The organism is Herbiconiux gentiana, assembly GCF_024978135.1.
Classification (GTDB): Bacteria; Actinomycetota; Actinomycetes; order Actinomycetales; family Microbacteriaceae; genus Herbiconiux; species Herbiconiux gentiana.
The window spans coordinates 554,821-576,075 of record NZ_JANTEZ010000002.1 but is presented as its reverse complement, the minus strand read 5'-3'; the positions used below and the strand labels follow the sequence as shown (position 1 = coordinate 576,075).

Sequence of the window (21,255 nt, the reverse complement as noted above, 5' to 3'; positions counted from 1 at the left end):
TTCAGCCGCTCGCATCATCCGTGCGGTTTTCCGCCCTGAGATCGGCGATGGCTCCTGGCACCGCGCCTCCCCCCGTTGCCGCTGAATGCAGCGCCTCCGCTTCGACCAGCATCATCGCCACGTGCCCGTTGGGTGGGTACTCGGCGAGCACCCGGCCGACCTTCTCGAGTTCGTCGAGGCTCTCGTCCGTCCGCGAGCCGGCCAGGAGAGCGCGGGCGCGGATGATCCGCGAACGCGCGGTGAAGACGTCCATGTCGAGGGTGCTGATCATGCTCACCAGGGCATCCGCCATCCGGAGTGCTGACTCCGGATCGCCGACCTCGACGTAACTGTTCGCCAGCTCTTCGAGCACGACGTTGCGGGAGAAGGACGTCGCGAAGTCTTCGCCGTCCTCTGTGAACGCTGCCGGCAGCTCGTTCAAGACGGCGGTGAGTTCGGAGACCGCTCGCTCGTGCTGGCCCAGTCGGCGATAAAGCACCCCTCGTATCGTGCGAGCCTGCCGCGCCTCGGAGAAGGCCCCGGTCTCTTCGTAGCCGTCGATCGCCAGGGTCAGATGCTCTTCCAGTCCCTCGGTCTGACCCGCGTAGAGGCTGGCCCAGGCATAGAAGTAGCGTGCCCGCGATGACGCGTAAGCATCGTCGATCGATTCGGCGATCTCGAGCGCGGTGAGAGCCGACTGCTGAGCGAGGATCGGATTGCCGAGTTCGGTCATCGCCGTCCACGCCAAGAGGCTCGATCGCAGGGATTGCAGGCGCTTGTCACCCAAAGCCGTGGCCGAACGCAGCGCGAGTTCGTTCAGCTCGTGCCACCGGCCCCACTCGTGCCACTTCGCCGACCTCCACTGGAGCGAGGCGGCCACCCGGAGCACGGCGTCGTGGTCGCCGACGGAAGCGGCGCGGCGGACGGCCGGCCACCAGTGGTCCGCCTCCGCCAGAACCCAGGCGCGCGCCGTCCGCTCATCCGCTCCCTCGGGATCGTCGTCAAGACGGAAGATTTCCCATTCCTCGGGAATGGGCACCTCCACCGACTTGTCCCCGACGACGACGAGCAGCGTGCGGAGCAGCCAGTACATCAACCGGTCCTGAGCGGAGGCCACCTCATCGGCCGAACTCTCCAACCGGAGCCGAGAGGCGGCGAAGACCCGCAGCAGATCGTGCATGCGGTAGCGGTTGTCACCGCGCGACTCGATGATTCCGAGGTCGACCAGACTCTCCAGTCGCATCTCGGCGTCGGAATGCGATTGCCCCGACGCGGCGGCGGCGATCCTGCTGTCGAAGGTGAGACCGTCGATGATCGACGATGCCCGGAACAGTGCCGCAGTGCCCGCATCCAACTCGTCGTAGGACACCGCGAGGACTGTCTCGACCGACAGATCGCCTGCGACGAGGAGGCCGAGCCTTCGCTCCTCCGACTGCATGCGGTCCACGTAGTCCCGGACAGATGTGGCGGGCCGGCTCGCCACGCGGTTTCCCGCGATCCGGAGGGCGAGAGGCACTCCGTTACACAACGCTGCGAGTTCCTGCAGGTCAGTCGGTCCACGCTGCGATTCCGGGATGATGCGGCCCAGGAGTTTGACGCTCATCGGCGGCTCGAGAGAATCGAGGGTCAGGCGTCCGGTGGCGGTGATCCCCGCGACAGTTCTCCGCGAGGTCAGGATGATCGGACCCCGCACGAGCGCCGAAAGGATCGGGCGAACCTGGTCTTCGCTCGCGACGTTGTCGAGCAGAACCGTCGGCTGGCGGAGCCGTGCGACCACCTCCCATCGCGCCACCGCTTCAGTAAGGGAGGTAGGGGGGTCGGCCAGATCTTCGTCGGTCTGCCGAAGCACCGACTGCACCACTTCCAGCGGCGACAGCGGCGGCCGGCCCTGGCCCGCGAGGTCGACGAAGACCAATCCCTCCGCCGGCGCGTGGTGCGAAGTGCACTCGATGGCGAGAGTCGTCTTTCCGAAGCCGCCTGGCCCGGTTATCACCACGACGGGAGAGGCGACCGCCAACATCGCGTCGAGTTCGGTCAGTTCTCGCTCGCGCCCTGTGAAGTCATTCAATCGCGACGGCCGCAGAGCGGAGGGGAGATCGGAGTCGACGGTCCTCGCTCGGCGAGCAGCCACCAACAACGACTCGGAATCGTCGCCGTCGAGGTCGAGCCCGGCGGCCAAGGCTGCCAGTGTGCTTCTGCGCGGAGCAGCGGACACGCCGCGCTCGATGTCGCTGATGCCTCTGACGCTGACACCGGATCGTTCCGACAGTTCCTCGAGCGTGAGGGACGCGCTTTGTCGCAGGTTGCGCAACAGGCCGGAGATCGTGTCCTGACTCATCTCTCCTCCAGGAGCGTGCACCTGTATCGGGTCTTCCGCAGAGTGTAGGGCCAGGATACCGATGACCGACACCCACCGCGCTACCCGGCGTAGCCGATATCGATCAGATACTTGGCTCCTTGGCGATATCTGATCCGCCACGTATCGTGGAGGGATGGCGCTGGAGAAGCAACTCGCTGTCGACGCATGCGACCGAAACGACGTCTACGCCGCGGCCTGCCCGTGCCGGGAGATGCTCGATCTGCTCGCGAACAAGTGGTCGGCCCTGGCCATCGGGTCTATGACCGAGGGCCCTCGGCGATTCGGGGAGATCAAGCGCGAGCTCCAGGGCGTCACGCCCAAGGTGCTCTCGGCGACGCTCAAGCGTCTGGAAGACGCCGATCTCGTCACCCGCACCGTGTATCCGGAGGTCCCGCTGCGGGTCGAGTACGAACTGACGCCTCTGGGCGTGAGCGCCGGCGAGCCCCTGGCCCACCTGCGGAACTGGGTGAACGAGAACGTCACCCGTCACTGACCGTCGGTGGGCCCTCCATCCGTGCGGATGAAGGGCCCACCGTCGAGGATTCACCGGGCGAGAGCTAGGGCGTCAGCGTTCGCTCGAGCCAGGCGGTGCGCGCGGCGATCGCCGCCTGCGACACCCGTGCGGTCGGAGCGATCTGGTCGAACCCGTGGAAGCCTCCGGGCCAGATGTGCAGCTCGGCCTGGCCGCCGGCCTCCCAGATCGCGGACGCGTAGGCGACGTCCTCGTCCCGAAGGAGTTCCGACGACCCGGCGTCGATGAACGCCGGCGGCAACCCGGACAGGTCGGTCGCGAGTGAAGGGGATGCGTAGATCGAGACGGCGTCGGTATGGCGACGATCTCCGAGGTACGCGTTCCATGCGGTCTCCGTACTCACTCGGTCCCAGGTGCCGGCTCTGTCGTCCTGGCGACTAGAAACCGAGTCGTTCCGTTCGTCGAGCAGCGGGTACATGAGGAGCTGTCCGATGATCGCCGGGCCTCGGCGATCTCGGGCGAGGAGTGCGAGCCCGGCCGTCAGGCCTGCGCCGGCGCTCTCTCCCGCGATCACGAGCCGACGGGGGTCGAAGCCGAGTTCGGCAGCATGATCGGCGCTCCAGACCAGGCCTGCATACACATCTTCTAGCGGTGACGGGTCGGGATGCTCCGGCGGTCGCCGGTATTCGATCGAGATGACGACCGCGTCGAACCGCTCCACCCAGTCGAGGTAGACCCCGGCACCGACGAAGCGGTCCCCGCCCATCATCCCGCCCCCGTGAGTGTGGTAAATGCCGGGGCCGGGTGCGGTGTGGTCCTCACGGTAGAACACTGAGACGGTCAGGTCGGGGGAACCCGTGGGGCCGGGGATGGTGCGCTCGACGTGGACGATTGGGCGGCCTTCGAGAGTTGTCTCGATGGGGGGTGAGGTAGTGAGGGTTCGGAGGTGTTCGACGTCATCGAGGGTGATGCTCTTCGGCACGAACGCGTCGATGAGAGGCAGGACTGCGGCGAGTTCTGGATCGAAGGGTGGTCTTGGATGCGTTGTCATGGCGGTTCCTAGAGGATGCGTTCGAGCGGTGAGTCGCCGGCGGGTACGTTGAGGACCTGCCAGAGCGGGCTGGGCTGACCGAGTGCGAACTGCTGGAACTCCTCCCAATAGTTCTCGATGCCAAGGATCCGCTTCATGCGCGGAATGGCGAGGGCGTCGGGGCCGGCGTAGTAGTGCACTTTGTTGTTCCGTCCGTCGGTCGCGGCGGCGTACACGACGTCACCGACCACCGAAGAGTCGGAGCCCGACTCGGGGATGTGGTCGAAGAAGGCGGTGATCTGGTTGCGATAAGCCTCGACATCGATCTCCGGGCCGTCGATCTTGCTGAAGATCCGGGTCGCGTGCTGGCCGGGCATGACGGCTTTGACCTGCACGTTGAACGGAAGCATCTCGATGTTGAGCGCCTCGCTGATGGTGAGCACGGCGGATTTGGAGGACGAGTACACGGAGGTGAAGGGGTACCCGCCCTCAGCGCCGATGGAGGCGATGTTCACCACGACTCCGGATCGCTGCTCGCGGAAGATCGGCAGGAACGCCTGCGTCAGCGCCAGAAGCCCGAAGACGTTCGTCTGGAACTGCCGGTGGATCTGTTCCATGCTCGACGATTCAAGCGGGCCCATCTGGAAGTAGCCGGCGTTGTTCACCAGCACATCGACCTGTCCGAACGCTGCAACAGCATCGACCGCGAACTGGGTCGCGGCCGTCTCGTCGTCCACGTCGAGTAGGAGGGTCTTGACCTGCGGCAGCTCCGCATGGACTCCGAGCTGCTCTTTTTTGCGGACCGTGGCGACAACGTTCCATCCTTCGGAACTGAAGCGCTCCACGGTGGCCTTGCCCAGGCCGGAGGATGTGCCGGTGATGACGACTGTCTTGTTCATTGTGATCTCCACTGTTGATCGAAATAAAAAGCAAGTAGTTGCTTACTTTCGGAACGACCATACGCCGCACGCAGTCCAGATGCAAGCAATCACTTACTTTCTCTGATAACGTACTCTGGTGGCAAAAAGTGACGACACACGGCAGCAGATTCTGACCGCGGCCATCGACGAGTTCTCGGGGCGCGGCATATCCGGCGCACGAGTGGATCGCATCGCCAAGACAGCCGGTGTGAACATCTCGCTGCTATTTCGCTACTTCGGCAACAAGGCGCAACTCTTCGATGCCGCCTTCGAAGAGCTGGCGGTGCGATCGATCGATGTCGTCCCCTTCGACGCCGACGATCTCGCCGGCTACGCGGGACGCCTGATGGACCACTACCGCAGGTACCCCGACATCGTCCGACTTTCGGCCTGGTACCAACTCGAACGCTCGGCTGATGAGATGCCACGTCGAGTCGTCGAATCGGAGAAGGCGAAGCTGGACGCCATCCGGGACGCGCAAGAACGGGGTGCGATCTCGAAGGAGTTCTCCGCAGAGGACATCCTCAACCTCGTTCTGCACGTCAGCATCGCCAGCACCGGAGTGACGCCGATCCTCTCCACGGCTCCGCGTGTGTTCGAAACCTCCCGTGATGCCGCGCAGGCCGCCGTCCGAACCCTGGTCGAGCCGTCCGCCGACTGACGTGAGAGACGTGAGCTGCTGAAATGGACGTCGAGAAGACCAGTCGTCGTCTTTCGGATACGCGGGTCGCCTGGTTCTCATCCGTCAGGCCTGACAATCGCGTGTCCATCGCGATCGACGGATCGGCACCGGAGTCGTTGGTCGCACTGGCTGTCGTCGAGGTGTTCGACGACGTCAACGGTCATTCGTCCGTTGCGGCCGCCTTCGCGCGCAAGTACGACGGGTTCGACATTGCCGACGTGTCTGTCGCTGGGCCACTTGTGCTCATGCGCGTCCGTATCACCAGGTGGCTGCTCGACGGATCCCCTCAGTAGCCCGAGTCCCTATCCGCGCCAGGGCCACGCTCATTAGAAGCGGGTTTCCTATCGTCAGATCAACGACGTGAAAAGGCGTCGATGAGGGACGGCGACCGAAACCGCCACTGCGGGTTTGCTACGCACGACGCGCCAGGACGTGGTCAGTATCCCCGAGGAAACTTGGTGCCCTTGCGGGGTACTACTACCCAGGAAGCAGGATTTTGTACATGACCGAATCACACAGCAACGAAGCCCCATCCGAGTCGTCGATGGAGGCCATCGGCTACACGACGAACAAGCCGGTCGATGAACCGGACTCCCTGGTGGCCCGCAGCATCCCGCGCCCGAGGATCGGGGAACACGACCTTCTGGTCGAGGTGAAAGCGGTGAGCGTGAACCCGGTCGACGTCAAGCAACGCGCCCACGCCCACGCCGACGGCTTCCGAGTGCTCGGTTACGACGGAGCTGGAGTGGTCGTGGCGGCCGGCGACGGCGTCAAGCTGTTCGAAGTGGGAGACCACGTCTACTACGCCGGTGCGATCAACCGGCCAGGATCCAACGCCCGATTCCAAGCGGTCGACGAGCGCATCGTCGGCCGGAAGCCCGCGTCGCTCACCTGGGGAGAAGCGGCAGCCCTGCCCTTGACCACCCTCACCGCATTCGAGGCGCTGTTCGAAAAGCTGCACCTGACTGCCACCAGTGCTGGGACCCTGCTCATCGTGGGCGCTGCGGGCGGCGTGGGGTCGATCATGATCCAGCTGGCCAAAGTGCTCGCGCCGGGCGTTCGCGTCGTCGGCACGGCGTCACGACCCGAGACGCAGGACTGGGTGCGCTCGCTCGGCGCAGATGCCGTCGTCGACCATACCGGCGACCTCGCGGCGAACGTGCTCGCCGCAGAGCCCGACGGAGTCGACTGGATCTTCACCGCCGCGTCCGCCAAACCCGGCGCCGTGGCGTCGTACGTGCGCATCGCCAAGCCGTTCGGTCAGATCGTCGCCATCGACGACCCCCACAACCTCGATGTCGTGAGCCTGAAGGGCAAGGCCCTGTCATGGCACTGGGAGTTCATGTTCGCTCGGTCACTGCACCAGACCACGGACATGATCCAGCAGCACCGAATCCTCAGCCGCGTCGCGGAGCTGATCGACGAGGGCAAAATCCGGTCGACGGCGACCACGCAGCTGTCTCCGATCAACCCCGAACAACTGATCGCCGCGCACAGGATCGTCGAATCCGGCCGCGCGATCGGCAAGGTCGTCGTCACCGACGAGTGAGACCGGGTCGCGCCCGCGTGACCACAGAATCCGGCCTTCGCAGACGGCCGGCCATCGAGAAGTAACGAAAGAAGGAATGACCATGTCCACCCCGTTCGATCACCTGCCCGCCGTTCCCGCACTGAACCTGACCAGCACCGACGTGGAAGACGGAGGCGAGTTCGCCACCGCACAGTACTCCGCGATGTTCGGTGTGCCCGGTGGTGAGGACCGCTCTCCTCAGCTGAGCTGGTCCGGCGTACCCGAGGGCACCAAGAGCTTCGTCGTATCGGTGTACGACCCCGAAGCCCCGACTCCCTCCGGCTTCTGGCACTGGATGGTCGTCGATATCCCGGCTGATGTCACTGAGCTCGCCTCGGGCGTGACCGACCTGCCGGGTGCCGCGTGGACCGTGAAGAACGACGCACGTGCCGCGCAGTTCATCGGGTCGGCCCCGCCCGCCGGCGCGACCGATCACTACGCCATCTCCGTGCAGGCTCTCGACATCGCGAGCATCACCGAGCTCGGGCTCGATACGGAAGCGACGCCCGCGTTCGTCTCATTCAACATCCTCTCCCACGTGATCGGTCGCGGAGTGATCACCGTCATCGGCCGCCGATGACCTCACTCGCCGGACGCCGCCTCCTGATCGTCGGAGGCGGCTCCGGAATCGGTCGCGAAATCGCCACCCGTGCTGGTGCCGAGGGAGCAGACGTCGTCATCGCCGGTCGCCACCCAGAGAAGATCGATCTGCCGGCCCGAACCCGAGCAATTGGGCTCGACCTCGCCGACGAAAATTCGATCGCTGCTGCATCCTCAGCCATCGGCCCCGTCGATGCGATCATCGCGCTGGCAGCCGATCACGCCAATGGTCCGGTCGCGTCGCTCGACGCCAATCGAGTCAGACGCGCGCTGGACGCGAAGGTGGTCGGGCCCATCCTTTTGGCGAAGCACTTCGCGCCGTCCATGCCCGACGACGGCGTGATCGTGCTCTTCTCGGGTGTGGCGTCGAGTCGCCCCGGCCCCGACCTGGTTGTGATGGCCACGGGGAATCGGGCGGCAGAAGGACTCGCCGACGCTCTCGCAGTCGAACTCGCGCCCATCCGGGTGGTCGCGATCTCGCCAGGCATCATCGATTCCGGTGCGTGGGATGCGATGGGAGACGAACGACGGAACGAGTTCTTCTCTTCGACCGCGGCGGCGAATCCGGCACGGCGTGTCGGATCACCAGAGGACATCGCCGCGGTGGTGCTGATGGCTCTGACCAACCCGTTCCTGACCGGGACCACAATCCATGTGGATGGCGGGGGTCGGCTGGCGTAGATGACCGCGTCGGCGTCCGCGCCCACGCGGGCGGTGAACAGGTAATTCAGAGGGCGACTGCCGCGGGAACAGTCCCGCGGCAGTCCCCCTACACTGCTCTTGAGCAATCAGCCCGCGCGCAGAACGCTAAACGGCGAGAAATCCGCGGAGCTCGACCAACGCCGAATCCAAGTTGGCTCCCACTTGCGTGAAATTGCCGCCGTCGAAACAGGACACCAAGGCCCGCTCCCACGCGAGCAGCATGACCGCGCATTTCATTCGAGTCACGGCCTGATCCGTCTCGCTCCCACGTCGCTCAGCCAACGCAGCCTGGAGAGCCGTCACCCAAGCGTCCTGCTGTTGAAGATGTCGGCGACGAAGAGCCGGCTCCGCTCGATTCATCTCCATGATGGTCGCCATGGTCTGGGGGTCACCAGCCACCGCCTCCACGGCCACGTCAAATGCCCTCCGAAGTGCCTGAAGTTCCGTTTCAGCAGCAGGACGCTCCGTCAGACGGGATGCGATCGCGCTGCCCATCGCCTCAACCGGTTGCAGCACCGCATCTTCTTTTGTCGGGAAATACCGAAAGAATGTGCGCTCTGACACGCCCACCGATTCTGCGATCGCGCGGGCGGTGGTGTTCGAGAAACCCACCTCTCGTATAGATGTCAGAGCGGCTGCAGTCAACTCCTGGCGGATCGCCTCACGCATCCGCGCTTTGACTCCCCCTGCGGGGGACACCTTGATGGGTTCCATATCCTCATCGTATATGGCATAGTCTGTTACTGCCCAAGTGGCATTCACTGACACATTGGCAGTCAAGAGATAGGACACACCATGGCCGACACAATCCGGATCGGCGACTTCGTTGTCATCGTCCTCACCGACGGCGCATCCCATCTGCCCCCATCCGCTTACCCGGGAGCAGACTTCTCGCTGTATCCCGAGCTCCTCGATGAGACTGGCACCCAGCAGATTCGTATCGGCGCGCACCTCGTGCAGGGTCCCGCCGGAACCTTCCTGATCGATGCCGGCGCGGGCGAATTCGAGCTCCCCTTCCCGGCAGAACTCAGCGCCGCGAATAACCTGCAGAATCCTCCGACGCACATGGCAACCGCAGGCAACCTGCCCGCTGCGCTGGCGGAAGCGGGTGTGACCCCGGCCGACATCGACCACGTCTTCATCACTCACCTGCACCTGGACCATGTCGGCTGGCTGATGAAGGACGGTGCCCCCTTCTTCCCGAACGCCACCGCGCACTTCAGCCCCGAAGACTGGCCGATCCTGATCGACGGAGTGCCGGACGAAGACCCGGCGCGAGTCCTCATGCGTCAGGCCGACGGGGCAGGAATCCTACGCGCATACGAGCCGACGGACGTGGAGGTTCTTCCCGGCGTCACCGCTATGCATGTGCCCGGTCACACCCCGGGGCACATGGCGATCCAGCTCGAGTCGAAAGGGGAGAAGCTCTGGTTTGTCGGCGACCTCATCGAGCACCCTGGACAGCTGACAGACAAGGGAATCCACTTCATGACCGATGTGGACGGTGACCTAGCAGCAAGCGAGCGGGCCCGACTCTTCGCGCAAGCGAAGTCTGAGGGCATCGTCATCGCCACCGCCCATCTGGAGAACCCTGCCTTCCGCAGGATCACCGAAGAGGACACCTGGGCGGACGCCATTACCCGTTGACCCAACCTCCATAGCGATGCCCCTCGCCCCAGACCACGGGGGAGGGGCATTGTGCCGTTCACGAAGGCCCAACGAGCACATGACGAACGAGAACTCACCCCGCGCGCGATTCCCGCGATCGCTGGTCGTCCCGATGATCGTCGGGGCTGTGTTGAACCCCGTCAACACCTCGATCATCGCTGTTGCACTGGTTCCCATCGGGATCGCGTTTGGTGCTCCCGCCGATGAAACCGCCTGGCTGATATCAGCTCTTTTCATCGCCACAGCCATAGGGCAGCCCCTCACAGGGCGCCTAGCCGACTCACTAGGACCCCGATATCTGTTCCTCGCCGGCGCGGCTCTGACCACCGTCGCCGGTGTCGCCGGGGCCGTCGCCCCGAACATCTGGGTTCTTGTCGTAGCGCGCGTCATCCTTGGCTTTGGAACGAGCGCGGCGTATCCCGCTTCCATTGCGATACTCGGTCTCGAGAGTCGCCGAAGCGGTCGACCCACGCCGAGTTCCGTGCTGACGCTTCTCGCGATCGCCGGTCAGACTGTGGCAGTCATCGGCCCCACCCTTGGAGGCGCACTCATAGAAATTGGCGGCTGGCAGGCGACACTGGCAATCAATGTGCCACTCGGCGTGCTCAGTTTCGTTCTAGGAGCGCTGTGGCTGCCCAAAATACGTCACCTGGAAACAGGCGAACGCGCACGGACCAGCATTGATATGGCAGGCATTCTGTTGTTCGCGACAACGCTTGTATCAGTGCTGATCTTCATTAAAGGGCCGTCCATAGCCTTGATTTGGCTACCTGCGATAGCTGCCATCGCGGCCGTCTGCTTCGTTCTGCGTGAACTCCGGGCTCCGGATCCGTTCATCGATATCCGGGTTATCGCTACAAGCGGGCCATTGCTCGTGATCTACCTACAGATGTTTCTCTCGGCGATCGTGACGTACTCCTTCATCTTCGGCTTCACGCAATGGTTGGAGGGAGGAAGGGGGCTCACACCAGCCGTCACGGGTCTCGTCCTCCTCCCATCCTTCGCTTCTGGTCTTCTAATCGCCGCCATCACGGGACGCAACAAACGCTTCACCGGCAAGCTTGTCGCATCGGGAATCGCGCAACTCGTCGGGCTGACTCTCATGCTCTTCATCACCGACAACGCCGAACTCTGGTACCTCGTCCTCATCTCGATCGTGATGGGAGTTCCGCAAGGACTCATCAACGTCGGAACGCAAAGCGCGGTCTACCTCATGGCTGACCAGAAGAAGCTCGGTTCAGCTGCAGGCCTGCTCAGAGCGTTCATGTATCTCGGCGCCATAGCGTCCTCGGCTCTAGGAGGGATCGCGTTCGCAGGCGGGCACTCATCCGAGCAGCTCCATCTCTTATCCGTGTTCATGCTCGGTGCCGCTATACTCTTCGCCGCATTACTGCTGTGCAGAAGAGCGCGGCACAGCTAGCCCGATTGTGCGGGCGGTATGGCTTTTGGTCAGCCCCCTCTGGACGCGTTGTTTGAGATCTCCTCCAGAGTCGGGAGACCTGGTGTGGCGAGCAGGTCACCGAGCAGGTCGAGGTAGCGACCGTGATCCACTTCCTCGATCACCCTCGCGTTCGCGGCGAGGCCGAACTTCGGCCACGCCATGACGGAGTGCCCCAGGGTGAGCGCGGAGGCGGTCTCTATCTCCACCCGGTAGCGGCCCGTCCTGCGCATAAGGTCCTCGTGCAGCACGGCTGCGACCGTCATGGAGTCGGGATGTGTCGACCCTGCGAGCCCGACCGCCTCGCACACCTCGAGCGTCTTGTCGCAGGCGGCCCGGAAGAAGGCCTGCAGCGGGGCGCCGGTCGACGTGATGCTCTCGTACTCGGTTCGGGTGAGGATCCCGTCGCGCACCGTCACCGGCTCCCAGGGGAGTACCAGGACGTCGTCGAAACCCGCCTCGAACACGATCCGCGCGGCCTCGGGGTCGGCGTAGAAGTTGAACTCCGCGCTCGGGGTCGTGTTGCCGCGGCCGTTGTTCGACCCGCCCATGATCACCAGGCTTTTCACCGTCGCGGGGAAGGATCTGTCCTTCACAACCGCCGTTGCGATGTTGGTGAGCGGCCCGATGGCCACGACCGTGACTTCACCCGGCGCCTCGGCACAGAGTCGGATGAGCGCGTCGACTGCGTGCTCGTCTGAAACCTCGCCCACCCGGCCATTGACCGCGTCCTCTGGTCCGACGAGGCCGCCGATCCCGTCGCCGTGCACGCCTTCCGCCGACGTCCATTCGCGCATCATCGGCCGCACGCATCCCCGATGCACGAGGCGCTCATCGGAGCGGCCGGCAGCGGCCACGGTCAGCAGAGCATTCGCCACCTGCTGCTCGAAGCCGACGTTGCCCGCCACGATCGTGATCGCCCGGAGGTCGGCCGCGGGGTCGAGAAGGCCGAATAACAGCGCGATGGCGTCGTCCTGTGCGGTGTCGGTGTCGATGATCAGAGGGATGGTCATTCGTGGTGTCCGTTCGACTCGAAATGATCACGCACGGCCGCAAGGTGCCGCGCACGGGTGTCCTCGTCGAGGAACGACGAGTGGAAGGAGTTCTCGGCGAGAACGCGGAGCGCGCCGGCATCGAGACCCGCCTCCTGGGCCAGTCCGGCGAAGTTGTCGCCCACGTAGCCACCGAAGTAGGCGGGGTCGTCTGAGTTGATGGAGACCAGGAGACCCGCGTGGAGCATCCGCTCGATCGGATGCTCCACGAGGTCCGACACGACTTTCAACCGCACATTCGAGAACGGGCACACCGTGAGCGGCACCTGCTCGCGCACGAGTCGTTCGAGGAGGCGGGGATCCTCCAGCGAACGCACGCCGTGGTCGATGCGTTCCGCGCCCAGCGCGTCGAGCGCCTGCCACACGTACTCGGGTGGCCCCTCTTCGCCGGCATGAGCCACGCGGCGCAGGCCCAGCTCGGCAGCTCGTGCGAAAACCCCCTCGAACTCGGCCGGTGGATGCCCAACCTCGGCGGAGTCCAGCCCGACACCCGACAGCAGGTCCAGGAAGGGGACCGCGCTCTCGAGGATGGTCGAGGCCTCCGCAGCTCCTCTGTCGCGCAGAAAGCAGAGGATGAGGGAGCTGGTCAGTCCGTGACGTTCAGAGCTGGCCGACACCGCGGCCCATAATCCTTCGATGGCGACGGCGATGTCGACGCCGCGACTCGTGTGCGACTGCGGATCGAAGAAGATCTCCGCGTGCCGCACTCCCTGGCGCGCGGCGCGGGCGAAGTAGGACTCAGCGATCTCGGTGAAGTCATCGCGTGTCTGCAGAACGGCGGTCACTGCGTAATAGACGTCGAGGAACGACTGGAGGTCGTCGAAGGCGTACGCCTCTGCGAGTTCGCGTGCACCCGCCCAAGGGAGCTCCACGCCATTTCGGTCCGCCATCCGGAAAGCGTGGTCGGGTTCGATCGTGCCTTCGATGTGGAGATGCAGTTCCGCCTTGGGAATCGCGTCGATGAATGCGCGGTCCATGGCACTCCTTTCAGGGTGAGGTGTCGAACGGGTCACCGGCCGCGGCGAAGACGCTCCGCAGAACGTCTCGATCGACCGGGATGCCGTTCTCGAGCCGTTCCGCGCGAAGGCGGCGCGATCGGTCACCGGGAATGAACGGGAACCCCGCTCCATCGCTGTGCGAATTCCGGATGCGCTCGAGGTACGCGGCCACGGGAGCCGTTTCGACCCCGAACACGCCAGGGGAGATGCAGATCACGAGGTCGGCCTTGGTCGACGGAGAGGTGGTGTCGAGGGTGCCGCGCACCTCCTCGCCGTGCGGGGTGCCGGCGAGGAGGGCGGTGACCACACCCAGGCAGAGCGACAGGCCGTATCCTTTGCTGCCGCCGAACGTCGAGAGGGTGCTGAGACGGGCCGCCTCCGTCGCCGGATGCCCGTCCTCGTCGATCCCCCATCCGGCGGGGACGGGGGACCCGGTCGCCGCAAGCCGGAGGACTTCACCCATCGACACGGTGCTGGTGGCCATGTCGAGGACGACCGGACCGTCGGCTCCGTCGACCGGGATGCCGATGGCCAGGGGGTTCGTGCCGAGGAGCGGCTCGATCGAGTTCGGTGCGTGCACCATCGCCTCGGTGGTCGAGGTGACGATGCCGATCATTCCGTCGAGTGCCATCCGCTCGACGTAGGTCGCGAGAAGCCCCAGATGGTTCGCGCGCCGGATCGCCACGACGCCGACGCCATGGGAACGCGCTGACTCGGCGGCGACGGACAGCGCCAGCCAGGCGGCACACGGGCCGAAATCAGCGTTCGCGTCGATAGTCGCAGCCGCCACACCGTGCCGATGCACGACCGGCTGCGCATGGACGTCGATTCTGCCGTTGCCCACGCGCTCGAGGAGGACAGGAAGCCTCACTATTCCGTGCGACGCATGCCCCCGGAGATCTGCCTCGACCAGGTTGCGGGCCTGAATCTCGGCCTTCTCCGCCGGAGTGCCGGCACGCTCGAGCGCGGCGACGCAGGCCTCCCGCGCACGCCAGGCCGCGATCGTCACGGGCGCGACGTCGAGAGTCGCACTCACGCGCTGAGCGGCGTCACCGAACCGCTGAGGATGGTCATGGCGTACCAGTAGTGGTAGCCGCGACCGGCAGTGATCGGCCCGAGTTCGTGGAGTTCTTCGTACTCGGACTCACCGAACTCGAGTGTCGCGTCACCGGAGTAGGTGCTCCCCACCTCCATGTCGCGGAGCGACAGCGTCGACAACTCCAGCACGGAGGCTTCCGCCTGCGCCAGGCTGGGGAACATCCGCAGGTACAGGTGCGGGATGCTTGCAGGCGGCGGCACGTACCCGGCCTCCTCGGCCGTGTCGAGCGTGACCGACGCCGTCGCCAGTCGGCGGTTCATGCTGTTGACGTGCGCGTGGAAGGTGTGGCCGGGTTCGCGGCGCGGACCACCCGTGCCGACCTCGACGGGCCGCGAGATGAAGGCCGACCCCAGCTTCTTCGGGAAGCCCTGCACGAGCCCGCGGATCTGCGACAGCTCGGTGCTGACCCACGAGAAGGCGAGGAAGCCCACCTTCTTGTCGCCCATCATGGCGTGGATGAGGAGGTAGGCCTCGTCGTGCTGGCCGCGGGCCGGATCGGCCTTCATGCGAGGGTCCGCCTCGGCACCTGCATTCCATCGACCGAAGCCGAAGCTCGCCGAGCCCTCCGCGGTCGGCACGAGTCCGGCCGGAAGATACCTCGCCAGAGTGTCGCGGTCGGCTGTGAAGTCGACGACGAGCATCTCGGCCGAGTAATCCCAGGGTGGCGGTGGGAAAAGCGCCGTCTTGCCCGAAGGCGAGAGCGGGAGGGTGAACCCCTTGAGTCCGGTGGCGGATAGCGCCGGGTTGCTGTCGTACTCGAAGGGGGCGGATGTCGGGGTGGTCACTGGTGGTTCGTCCTTGCCTTGGCCGTCCGATCGTCGTCGAACAGGATGCTGCTGATCTGGTCTTCGTAGTCGTGGAATTCGTGACTGCGCATCACGTCGGGCGATCTCGGCCGCTCGATCTCGATGTCGATGGTGGCCGTCACCTTGCCGGGTCGTGGGGTCATGACGACCACGACGTCGGAGAGGAAGACGGCCTCGCTGATGGAGTGCGTCACGAGCAGCGTGGTGATCTCCCGCTCGCTCCAGATGCGCATCAGCTCGAGGTTGAGGTTGCGGCGGGTCAGCTCGTCGAGGGCGCCGAACGGCTCGTCCATCAGCAGCACGCGCGGTTCGGTCACGAGCGCTCGAGCGATAGCGGCGCGTTGCCGCATTCCTCCCGAAAGCTGTGCGGGCCGCGCGTTCTCGAAGCCCTTGAGGCCGACGAGACCGATGACGTCGGCGACTTCGGAGCGCGACACCGCCTTGCCCGTGATCTCGAGCGCCAGCTCGATGTTCTTGCGCACCGAGCGCCACGGCAGCAGCGACGGGTCTTGGAAGGCGATCGAGAGGTGACGGCTCCGCCGAGCGGTGTCGGGGTCCTCCCCGTGCACAAGCACGGTGCCGCTGGTCGGCCTTTCAAGGCCGCCCAGGATGCGCAGAGCCGTCGACTTGCCGCATCCGGACGGCCCGACGAGCGACACCAGCGCGCCCCGAGGGATGGAGAGGTCGACATCGTGCAGGGCGATGACCTCCTGTCGTCCGATAGTGAACCGCTTCTCGACGTGCTCGAAGGACAGGCCGAGTTCCGTGGCCGCCAGCGGTGTCGTGGCGGTCATGCCCGGTTGCTTCCGGCGTAGACCTCGTCGAGGATCTCGGTCGTGACGATGTCGTTCACGTCGACGTCGAGCTTCAGCTGGTCGAACACCTGCTGGGTGCCCGCGATCAGGGAGTCGGACATCGTGCAGAGACCGTTCGCGGTGCTCTCGTCGGTGACCACGAAGTCGAGCTGGCCCTCGAGCCCGGCGCGCTGCTCGTCGGGGTTCAGGCCGAGACTCTTGCCGTAGGTGTTGACGGTGAGGTCGATCGCCTGGTCGAGCTGACCGCCGAAGGCGACATCCTGCCAGCCCTGGATCTCCCCGCGCAGGAATTTCACGAGCTGGGCACGCTTGGCCTCGTTCTGCAGCGTCTCCTCCTTCACCGCGTAGGCCGCCGAGATGGGGTTGTAGCCGAAGTCGGCGAGGAGCATGGTCTCCAAGGTCACGTCGCTCGCCAGCTGTGCGATGCGGGTGGAACCGTAGCCCTGTACGGCGTCGACGGTGCCACTGGCCACGGGGGTGATGTCGTAGCTTCCGGGCACCTCGGTGATGCGCGAACGGTCGACGCCGTTGATCTCCAGGAAGGCGGCCCAGTCGCTGTCGTTGGAGGCGAAGACACCGACCGTCTTGCCCTCGAGATCCTTCGGCGTCGTAATCGGGTTGTCCGAGCGCGAGATGACGGTGACGCCGTACTTCTGCCACAGAGCGCCGATGATCTTGAGCGGAATGCCGTCGGAGATGAGGAGGTTGGCGGCCGACACGGCCTTACTCGACGACACGAATGCCTGACCCGAGGCGACCAGCTGTTGCGGGTTCGTGTTCGGTCCGCCCGCGAGCATGTCGACCGTGAGGCCCTGATTCTTCCAGTACCCGTTGGTGTCGGCCAGGTAGCTGCCGGCGAACTCGTAGTCCTCCGTCCAGGACAGCTGCCAGCCGATGGGCGATCCGGCCGCGCCGGTCCCTGAGCCGGAGGGAGATGGGCTACCGCAGGCGGCGAGCAGTGTGGCACCGCCGATCACGCCGAGCCCTCCGAGCAGGAGGGAGCGGCGGGAGAGGCCGGCGGGCGGGAGGGGCAGAGCGAGGCGCGTGTTCATGGGTCTTCTCCTTCGTGTGGGTGCCGGTGGTGGAGGGCGCGATGCAGGTGGTCGGGCGGAGGGGGTCAGCGGCGGATCAGCCGTTCGGGCGCGTAGTAGACCAGGGCAATCGACTCGGCTGTCTCGACGATCACGTAGAGGGCCATGGTCATCAGCGTCGTCACGGCGACGGTCGCCCAGAGCGGCTCGTAGCCCCCGACGCCCTGCATCGAGATGACGACGAGGTAGCCGAGCCCGTCACCGGTGGCAAGCCACTCGGAGACGAAGGCGCCGAACACCGCACCTGGCACGGCGAGCCGGGCCGCCACGAAGACACCCGCGACGGCGCTCGGGAAGCGCAGGCGGGTCATGACGGTCCACGGGGTGGCGGCGACGCTCTCGAAGAAGTCGAGCGTGGTCGGCTTCGGCGATCGCAGACCCTGGGAGACCCAGACCAGCGTCGGGAAGAACACCGTCAGACCAGTGATGATCGTCGTGACGAGGAGGCCGCGACCGAAGAGCAGGATGAAGAGGGGCAGGATCGCGAGGATGGGCACGGTCTGGATGAGCAGGACGGTGGGCAAGGTGGCCCGCTCGACGGCGGGCACCGTGACGAAGAGCATCGCGAGCAGCACCCCCACCACCGTGCCGACGGCGTAGCCGGTGAGGGCGTGACCGAGCGTGGTCCACATCGCCCCGAGCACCAGTTCGCGGTGCGCCGGTGAGTCCGGCTGCGCCACCCAGTAGTCCCACACGTCGAGCGGAGTCGGTGTGCCAAAGGAATCCAGAGCCATCGCGTGCACGCTCACGGTCCAGAGCACGCCGATCAGGATGAGCGCCAGCACGAGGAACGCGACGGTGACGAGCACGCGGCGTCCGCCGACGAAAAGCAGAGGGTAGATGTTCATCAGCGGTCCCCCCGCGCGTCGATCGCCCATCCGTTGCAGACCCGATCGAGGAGGGCGATGACGCCGTAGACGAGGATGGTGCCGAACACGATCACGACGCAGGTGGCCCACACCCGGGCGGGCTGTAGGTAGGCGAGAGCGTTCACCATGAAGATGCCCAGCCCTTCGCTGGCACCCAGCCACTCGCTCGCGATCGCTCCGAGCACAGCGCCGGGCACACCGAGTTTGAGACCGGCGAAGATCTCCGGCAATGCGGTGCGAAAGGAGATCTTCGTCAGCACGGTCCAGCGGGTGCCGCCGAGCGACCGCACCAGGAGATAGGGATTCTCCCCCGCGGCACTGAGGCCCGAGACCGTGGCGAGAAGGGTTGGGAAGAACACGACGATCGCGACCACCGCAACCCGCGTCCCCTCAAGACCGAACATGGTGCCGAGGATCGGCGCGATTGCGAGCGTCGGAAGGGAGTACACCACCAGGGCCAGCTTGGTGACGACGAGTTCGGCCGCCACGGAGAACGACAGCGCTACGGCGAGCAGGATGGCCATCGCCTGGCCGACTAGGAACCCGATCGCCGCGGTTCGCGCCGTCGCGGCCGAGTTCACGAGCAGCAGCTCGGCGTCGTCAGCCATTTGGCCGGCGATGGCCGACGGTGCTGGGAAAACGTAGCTCTGGGCCAGCACGGTGCGGGCGGCGATCTCCCAGGCCACCATCAGTAGTACGACGACGGTGAGAGTGGCGAGGGGGCCGACCAGTCTTCGCGTGTCGATCCGGGTCGAGCGCTCCAGCGGCGTCACGACCTCGGAGGTCTCCTCGGCGACGTCACCGCCGATCTCCAATAATGCCATCTTGTCCTCACAGTTTTAAGTGCGAGGCCCATTCTGCAACATTAACTAGAGCTATACGACCGCTTCACGAGCAATTACGCATGTTTTGGGGCGCAATGCAACATACTGTTTACAAACGCTCCATTTTGGTAACCCGCCTGAAACAACGGGATCACCAATTGCCGGTCTGGAACAGAGCGGTGCGGAACCGCACCATGCGAGCTGAGCGCACGCCGGCGATGCGCCCGATGCGATCGAAGCCTTCGCCGATCTGCGCTTCGCTGGCGCACAGGAGTTCGACGCTGAGAGGCCGCTCACCGGTCGATTCGCTGACGTAGTTGACGTTGGGCATGGCGGCCAACTCACCGGCGATATGGGTGGAGTCGCCGCGGATCTCCATCAGGATGCGCACGGCGGTCACCCCCTGGGCCCGCGAGTCGGGCCGTGTGCGGAGCTGGATGACGTGTTCACCCATCAGGCGCATCAGGCGCTGGCGGGTGGCCGGGACCGACAGGCCGGAGACGGCACTCATCGCCGTCAACGACATCCGGGCGTTGCGTTCAAGATGGGTCAGAAGCACCCCGTCGACATCGTCCAGCATGCGACCGGTGTCGAGGCCTGTGCGCCAGACGACGTCGTCGAGCGCCGGCGGAGCGCCTACGGGCGCGGCGAAGGCGAATACCGGCGCCCAGCTGCGCAGCACGATCGAGGTGGAGAATGACTCGACCTCAGGTGCGGACTGCACGGCCGAGTTGACGAGGGCCACGAGCTCCGCGTTGGACGAGGTGCTCACCTGCACGAGCAGCCGCTCATAGTCGTCGGCGATGCCGATCCAGGCCACCCCGGGCACGCGCGCCACACGGTCGGCCAGTTCCGCGTTGCCCCGCCGGGCCACGATCTCGATGTGCGCCACAATCGGCCGGCCGAGCACGGCTGGGTCGATCAGGGCGACGGTTCGGAGGAGCCCGCGCTCGACGAGGCGCTCGTAGCGAAGCTTCACGCGTGCCGCAGGGAGCCCTGTGTCACGGGCGAGCTTCGCGATCGACGCCCGCCCGTCCCGCTGCAGGGCGCCGATGACCTCAAGGTCTGTCTCGTCGAGATCAGGCCAGGGCGTCGCTGGCAGGATACCCTCGCTCAATATGGAGCCTTCCGGATGGGTGCAGTGAGGAACAAAGACGTGTCCGAACACGGTGCGGGCGCAGCGAGCGCTGACGACAGGCTCGTTCTCCTTGCGCGGCGCCTTCCCAAAGCCGAACTGCATATGCACCTTACCGGGTCGCTCTCTCCCGCCGAGTTCATCCGCTTCACCACTCTCGACGAAGGCCGCGACCCATCGCACGCGGACGTCGCGCGCGCCTACGATAACCGGGGCCCCGAGAAATTCTTCACAGACCTTGACCGCGCCGCTCGGCTATGGAGCGACCCGGCTCGCCTCGCCGAAGCCGCAACGCGGGTCATTGACTCTGCATTCGACCACGGCGCTCGCCACCTCGAACTGCTCTGCACACCCTCGCTCAGCCGTCAACAGGCCGGCATCCCCATCCTGACCTCGCTCAAAGCGGTCGAAGCCGCTTTCGAGTCGGCACGTGGCCGACTCGGACTCACCGGAGGCGTCGTGGTGGAGCTGCACCGTCCAGACGGCGCGGAGGGGGCACTCGAGGTCGTCGAAGCCGCCATTGTCCTGCGCGACCGAGGTCTGGGCATCCTCGGCGTCGGCAACGACGGCAACCACCGGCTAGCGCCGCTCGAACCCCTGGCCCCAGCGTACCGGCGAGCGAAGGAGGCCGGCCTCCGGCTCACAGGCCATGCCATGAGCCCTGACGACGTGCTGTTCGCCCTCGACATCGGATTCGACCGCATTGATCACGGATGGGCCATCGCGAACCATCCGCAGATCGTCTCGCGAATCGTGGACGCCGGCACCACCCTCACGTTCACCCCCATGGCATACACCCTCGGAGGCCACCGCTCAAGCATCTCCTGGGAGCAGGCGCATCGCATTCTCAGCGAAGCCGGGGTCCCACTCGTCATCGGTACGGACGACCCCGCCTTGCACCACACCGATCTCACGCACTCCTACGAGCTCATGATGCGCCGGCTCGGATGGAACAGTGCGCAGCTCTCCGACGCCGCCCGTCTCTCATTCCAGAAGCGCTGGGCACTCGACGGAGACGAAGCGGCTGTTGCGGCCCATCTCGCAGAGATCGACCGGCTGGAAGTCGACCCGCGGGGCAGTGATATCGCCGGCGGATAGCTCGATGCCGCGATGCCGGCGTCGTAGGCGACCGCTTCTTGGCTGAGG

Annotated in this window: 22 protein-coding genes; 9 read left to right on the top strand and 13 right to left on the bottom strand. The window is 65.5% G+C overall.

All coding sequences use genetic code 11. The annotated features are described in order from the left end of the window. Nucleotide 1 precedes the first annotated feature (1 nt). Nucleotides 2–2,317 carry a helix-turn-helix domain-containing protein gene (locus tag NVV95_RS06390; RefSeq protein ID WP_259485707.1) on the bottom strand — a complete coding sequence of 772 codons (2,316 nt, stop codon included), beginning with the start codon at nucleotides 2,315–2,317 and terminating at the stop codon, nucleotides 2–4. Nucleotides 2,318–2,471: 154 nt separating this feature from the next. On the opposite strand from NVV95_RS06390, the gene NVV95_RS06385 reads away from it, so the two are divergent. Further along, nucleotides 2,472–2,831, top strand: coding sequence for a winged helix-turn-helix transcriptional regulator (locus NVV95_RS06385; protein WP_259485706.1), 360 nt, complete (start codon nucleotides 2,472–2,474; stop codon nucleotides 2,829–2,831). Between the two features lie 64 nt (nucleotides 2,832–2,895). On the opposite strand, the gene NVV95_RS06380 is transcribed toward NVV95_RS06385, so the two are convergent. Continuing rightward, a complete protein-coding gene (locus tag NVV95_RS06380; RefSeq protein WP_259485705.1) occupies nucleotides 2,896–3,861 on the bottom strand; it encodes an alpha/beta hydrolase in 966 nt (321 codons plus the stop codon). Nucleotides 3,862–3,869: 8 nt separating this feature from the next. Then, nucleotides 3,870–4,739 carry an SDR family oxidoreductase gene (locus NVV95_RS06375; RefSeq protein WP_259485704.1) on the bottom strand — a complete coding sequence of 290 codons (870 nt, stop codon included), beginning with the start codon at nucleotides 4,737–4,739 and terminating at the stop codon, nucleotides 3,870–3,872. 118 nt (nucleotides 4,740–4,857) lie between these two features. On the opposite strand from NVV95_RS06375, the gene NVV95_RS06370 reads away from it, so the two are divergent. The 5 genes from NVV95_RS06370 (at nucleotide 4,858) to NVV95_RS06350 (ending at nucleotide 8,293) form a co-directional block, all read left to right on the top strand. Then, entirely contained in the window at nucleotides 4,858–5,421 is a 564-nt protein-coding gene (locus tag NVV95_RS06370; protein WP_259485703.1) for a TetR/AcrR family transcriptional regulator, read from the top strand. Between the two features lie 23 nt (nucleotides 5,422–5,444). Then, on the top strand, nucleotides 5,445–5,735 hold the full coding sequence (locus NVV95_RS06365; RefSeq protein WP_259485702.1) for a hypothetical protein: 291 nt from the start codon (nucleotides 5,445–5,447) through the stop codon (nucleotides 5,733–5,735). Nucleotides 5,736–5,944: 209 nt separating this feature from the next. Continuing rightward, entirely contained in the window at nucleotides 5,945–6,991 is a 1,047-nt protein-coding gene (locus tag NVV95_RS06360; protein WP_259485701.1) for a zinc-binding alcohol dehydrogenase family protein, read from the top strand. A gap of 82 nt (nucleotides 6,992–7,073) precedes the next feature. Beyond that, nucleotides 7,074–7,592 (top strand): YbhB/YbcL family Raf kinase inhibitor-like protein, encoded by a 519-nt coding sequence (locus NVV95_RS06355; protein ID WP_259485700.1) that lies wholly within the window; start codon nucleotides 7,074–7,076, stop codon nucleotides 7,590–7,592. Beyond that, a complete protein-coding gene (locus NVV95_RS06350) occupies nucleotides 7,589–8,293 on the top strand; it encodes an SDR family oxidoreductase (RefSeq protein WP_259485699.1) in 705 nt (234 codons plus the stop codon). Before NVV95_RS06355 ends, NVV95_RS06350 begins: the two co-directional genes overlap by 4 nt. Before the next feature lie 126 nt (nucleotides 8,294–8,419). On the opposite strand, the gene NVV95_RS06345 is transcribed toward NVV95_RS06350, so the two are convergent. After that, nucleotides 8,420–9,028, bottom strand: coding sequence for a TetR/AcrR family transcriptional regulator (locus NVV95_RS06345; protein WP_259485698.1), 609 nt, complete (start codon nucleotides 9,026–9,028; stop codon nucleotides 8,420–8,422). A gap of 81 nt (nucleotides 9,029–9,109) precedes the next feature. Here NVV95_RS06345 and NVV95_RS06340 point away from each other — a divergent pair, with 81 nt between their 5' ends. Next, complete coding sequence (locus tag NVV95_RS06340; RefSeq protein WP_259485697.1) at nucleotides 9,110–9,961, top strand: MBL fold metallo-hydrolase; 852 nt, start codon at nucleotides 9,110–9,112, stop codon at nucleotides 9,959–9,961. Nucleotides 9,962–10,040: 79 nt separating this feature from the next. After that, nucleotides 10,041–11,402 (top strand): MFS transporter, encoded by a 1,362-nt coding sequence (locus NVV95_RS06335; protein ID WP_259485696.1) that lies wholly within the window; start codon nucleotides 10,041–10,043, stop codon nucleotides 11,400–11,402. A 29-nt stretch (nucleotides 11,403–11,431) separates the two neighbouring features. On the opposite strand, the gene NVV95_RS06330 is transcribed toward NVV95_RS06335, so the two are convergent. The 9 genes from NVV95_RS06330 to NVV95_RS06290 form a co-directional block, all read right to left on the bottom strand. Beyond that, complete coding sequence (locus tag NVV95_RS06330; RefSeq protein ID WP_259485695.1) at nucleotides 11,432–12,433, bottom strand: nucleoside hydrolase; 1,002 nt, start codon at nucleotides 12,431–12,433, stop codon at nucleotides 11,432–11,434. Then, the gene (locus NVV95_RS06325) at nucleotides 12,430–13,449 is read right to left on the bottom strand and encodes an adenosine deaminase (protein WP_259485694.1); all 1,020 of its coding nucleotides are present in this window, start codon (nucleotides 13,447–13,449) and stop codon (nucleotides 12,430–12,432) included. Before NVV95_RS06325 ends, NVV95_RS06330 begins: the two co-directional genes overlap by 4 nt. Nucleotides 13,450–13,459: 10 nt before the next feature. After that, nucleotides 13,460–14,506: an Ldh family oxidoreductase gene (locus NVV95_RS06320; RefSeq protein WP_259485693.1), complete on the bottom strand. Its 1,047-nt coding sequence runs from the start codon at nucleotides 14,504–14,506 to the stop codon at nucleotides 13,460–13,462. After that, complete coding sequence (locus NVV95_RS06315; RefSeq protein WP_259485692.1) at nucleotides 14,503–15,354, bottom strand: acetoacetate decarboxylase family protein; 852 nt, start codon at nucleotides 15,352–15,354, stop codon at nucleotides 14,503–14,505. The genes NVV95_RS06320 and NVV95_RS06315 overlap by 4 nt, the downstream gene beginning before the upstream one ends. Then, nucleotides 15,351–16,169, bottom strand: coding sequence for an ABC transporter ATP-binding protein (locus NVV95_RS06310; protein ID WP_259485691.1), 819 nt, complete (start codon nucleotides 16,167–16,169; stop codon nucleotides 15,351–15,353). Before NVV95_RS06310 ends, NVV95_RS06315 begins: the two co-directional genes overlap by 4 nt. Continuing rightward, nucleotides 16,166–17,242 carry an ABC transporter substrate-binding protein gene (locus NVV95_RS06305; protein WP_259485690.1) on the bottom strand — a complete coding sequence of 359 codons (1,077 nt, stop codon included), beginning with the start codon at nucleotides 17,240–17,242 and terminating at the stop codon, nucleotides 16,166–16,168. The genes NVV95_RS06310 and NVV95_RS06305 overlap by 4 nt, the downstream gene beginning before the upstream one ends. A 65-nt stretch (nucleotides 17,243–17,307) precedes the next feature. Beyond that, entirely contained in the window at nucleotides 17,308–18,129 is an 822-nt protein-coding gene (locus NVV95_RS06300) for an ABC transporter permease (RefSeq protein ID WP_259485689.1), read from the bottom strand. Beyond that, nucleotides 18,129–18,974 (bottom strand): ABC transporter permease, encoded by an 846-nt coding sequence (locus NVV95_RS06295; RefSeq protein ID WP_259485688.1) that lies wholly within the window; start codon nucleotides 18,972–18,974, stop codon nucleotides 18,129–18,131. Before NVV95_RS06295 ends, NVV95_RS06300 begins: the two co-directional genes overlap by 1 nt. 151 nt (nucleotides 18,975–19,125) lie before the next feature. Beyond that, complete coding sequence (locus NVV95_RS06290; protein WP_259485687.1) at nucleotides 19,126–20,091, bottom strand: Lrp/AsnC family transcriptional regulator; 966 nt, start codon at nucleotides 20,089–20,091, stop codon at nucleotides 19,126–19,128. A 39-nt stretch (nucleotides 20,092–20,130) separates the two neighbouring features. Here NVV95_RS06290 and NVV95_RS06285 point away from each other — a divergent pair, with 39 nt between their 5' ends. Further along, nucleotides 20,131–21,207 (top strand): adenosine deaminase family protein, encoded by a 1,077-nt coding sequence (locus NVV95_RS06285; protein WP_259485686.1) that lies wholly within the window; start codon nucleotides 20,131–20,133, stop codon nucleotides 21,205–21,207. Nucleotides 21,208–21,255 lie beyond the last annotated feature (48 nt).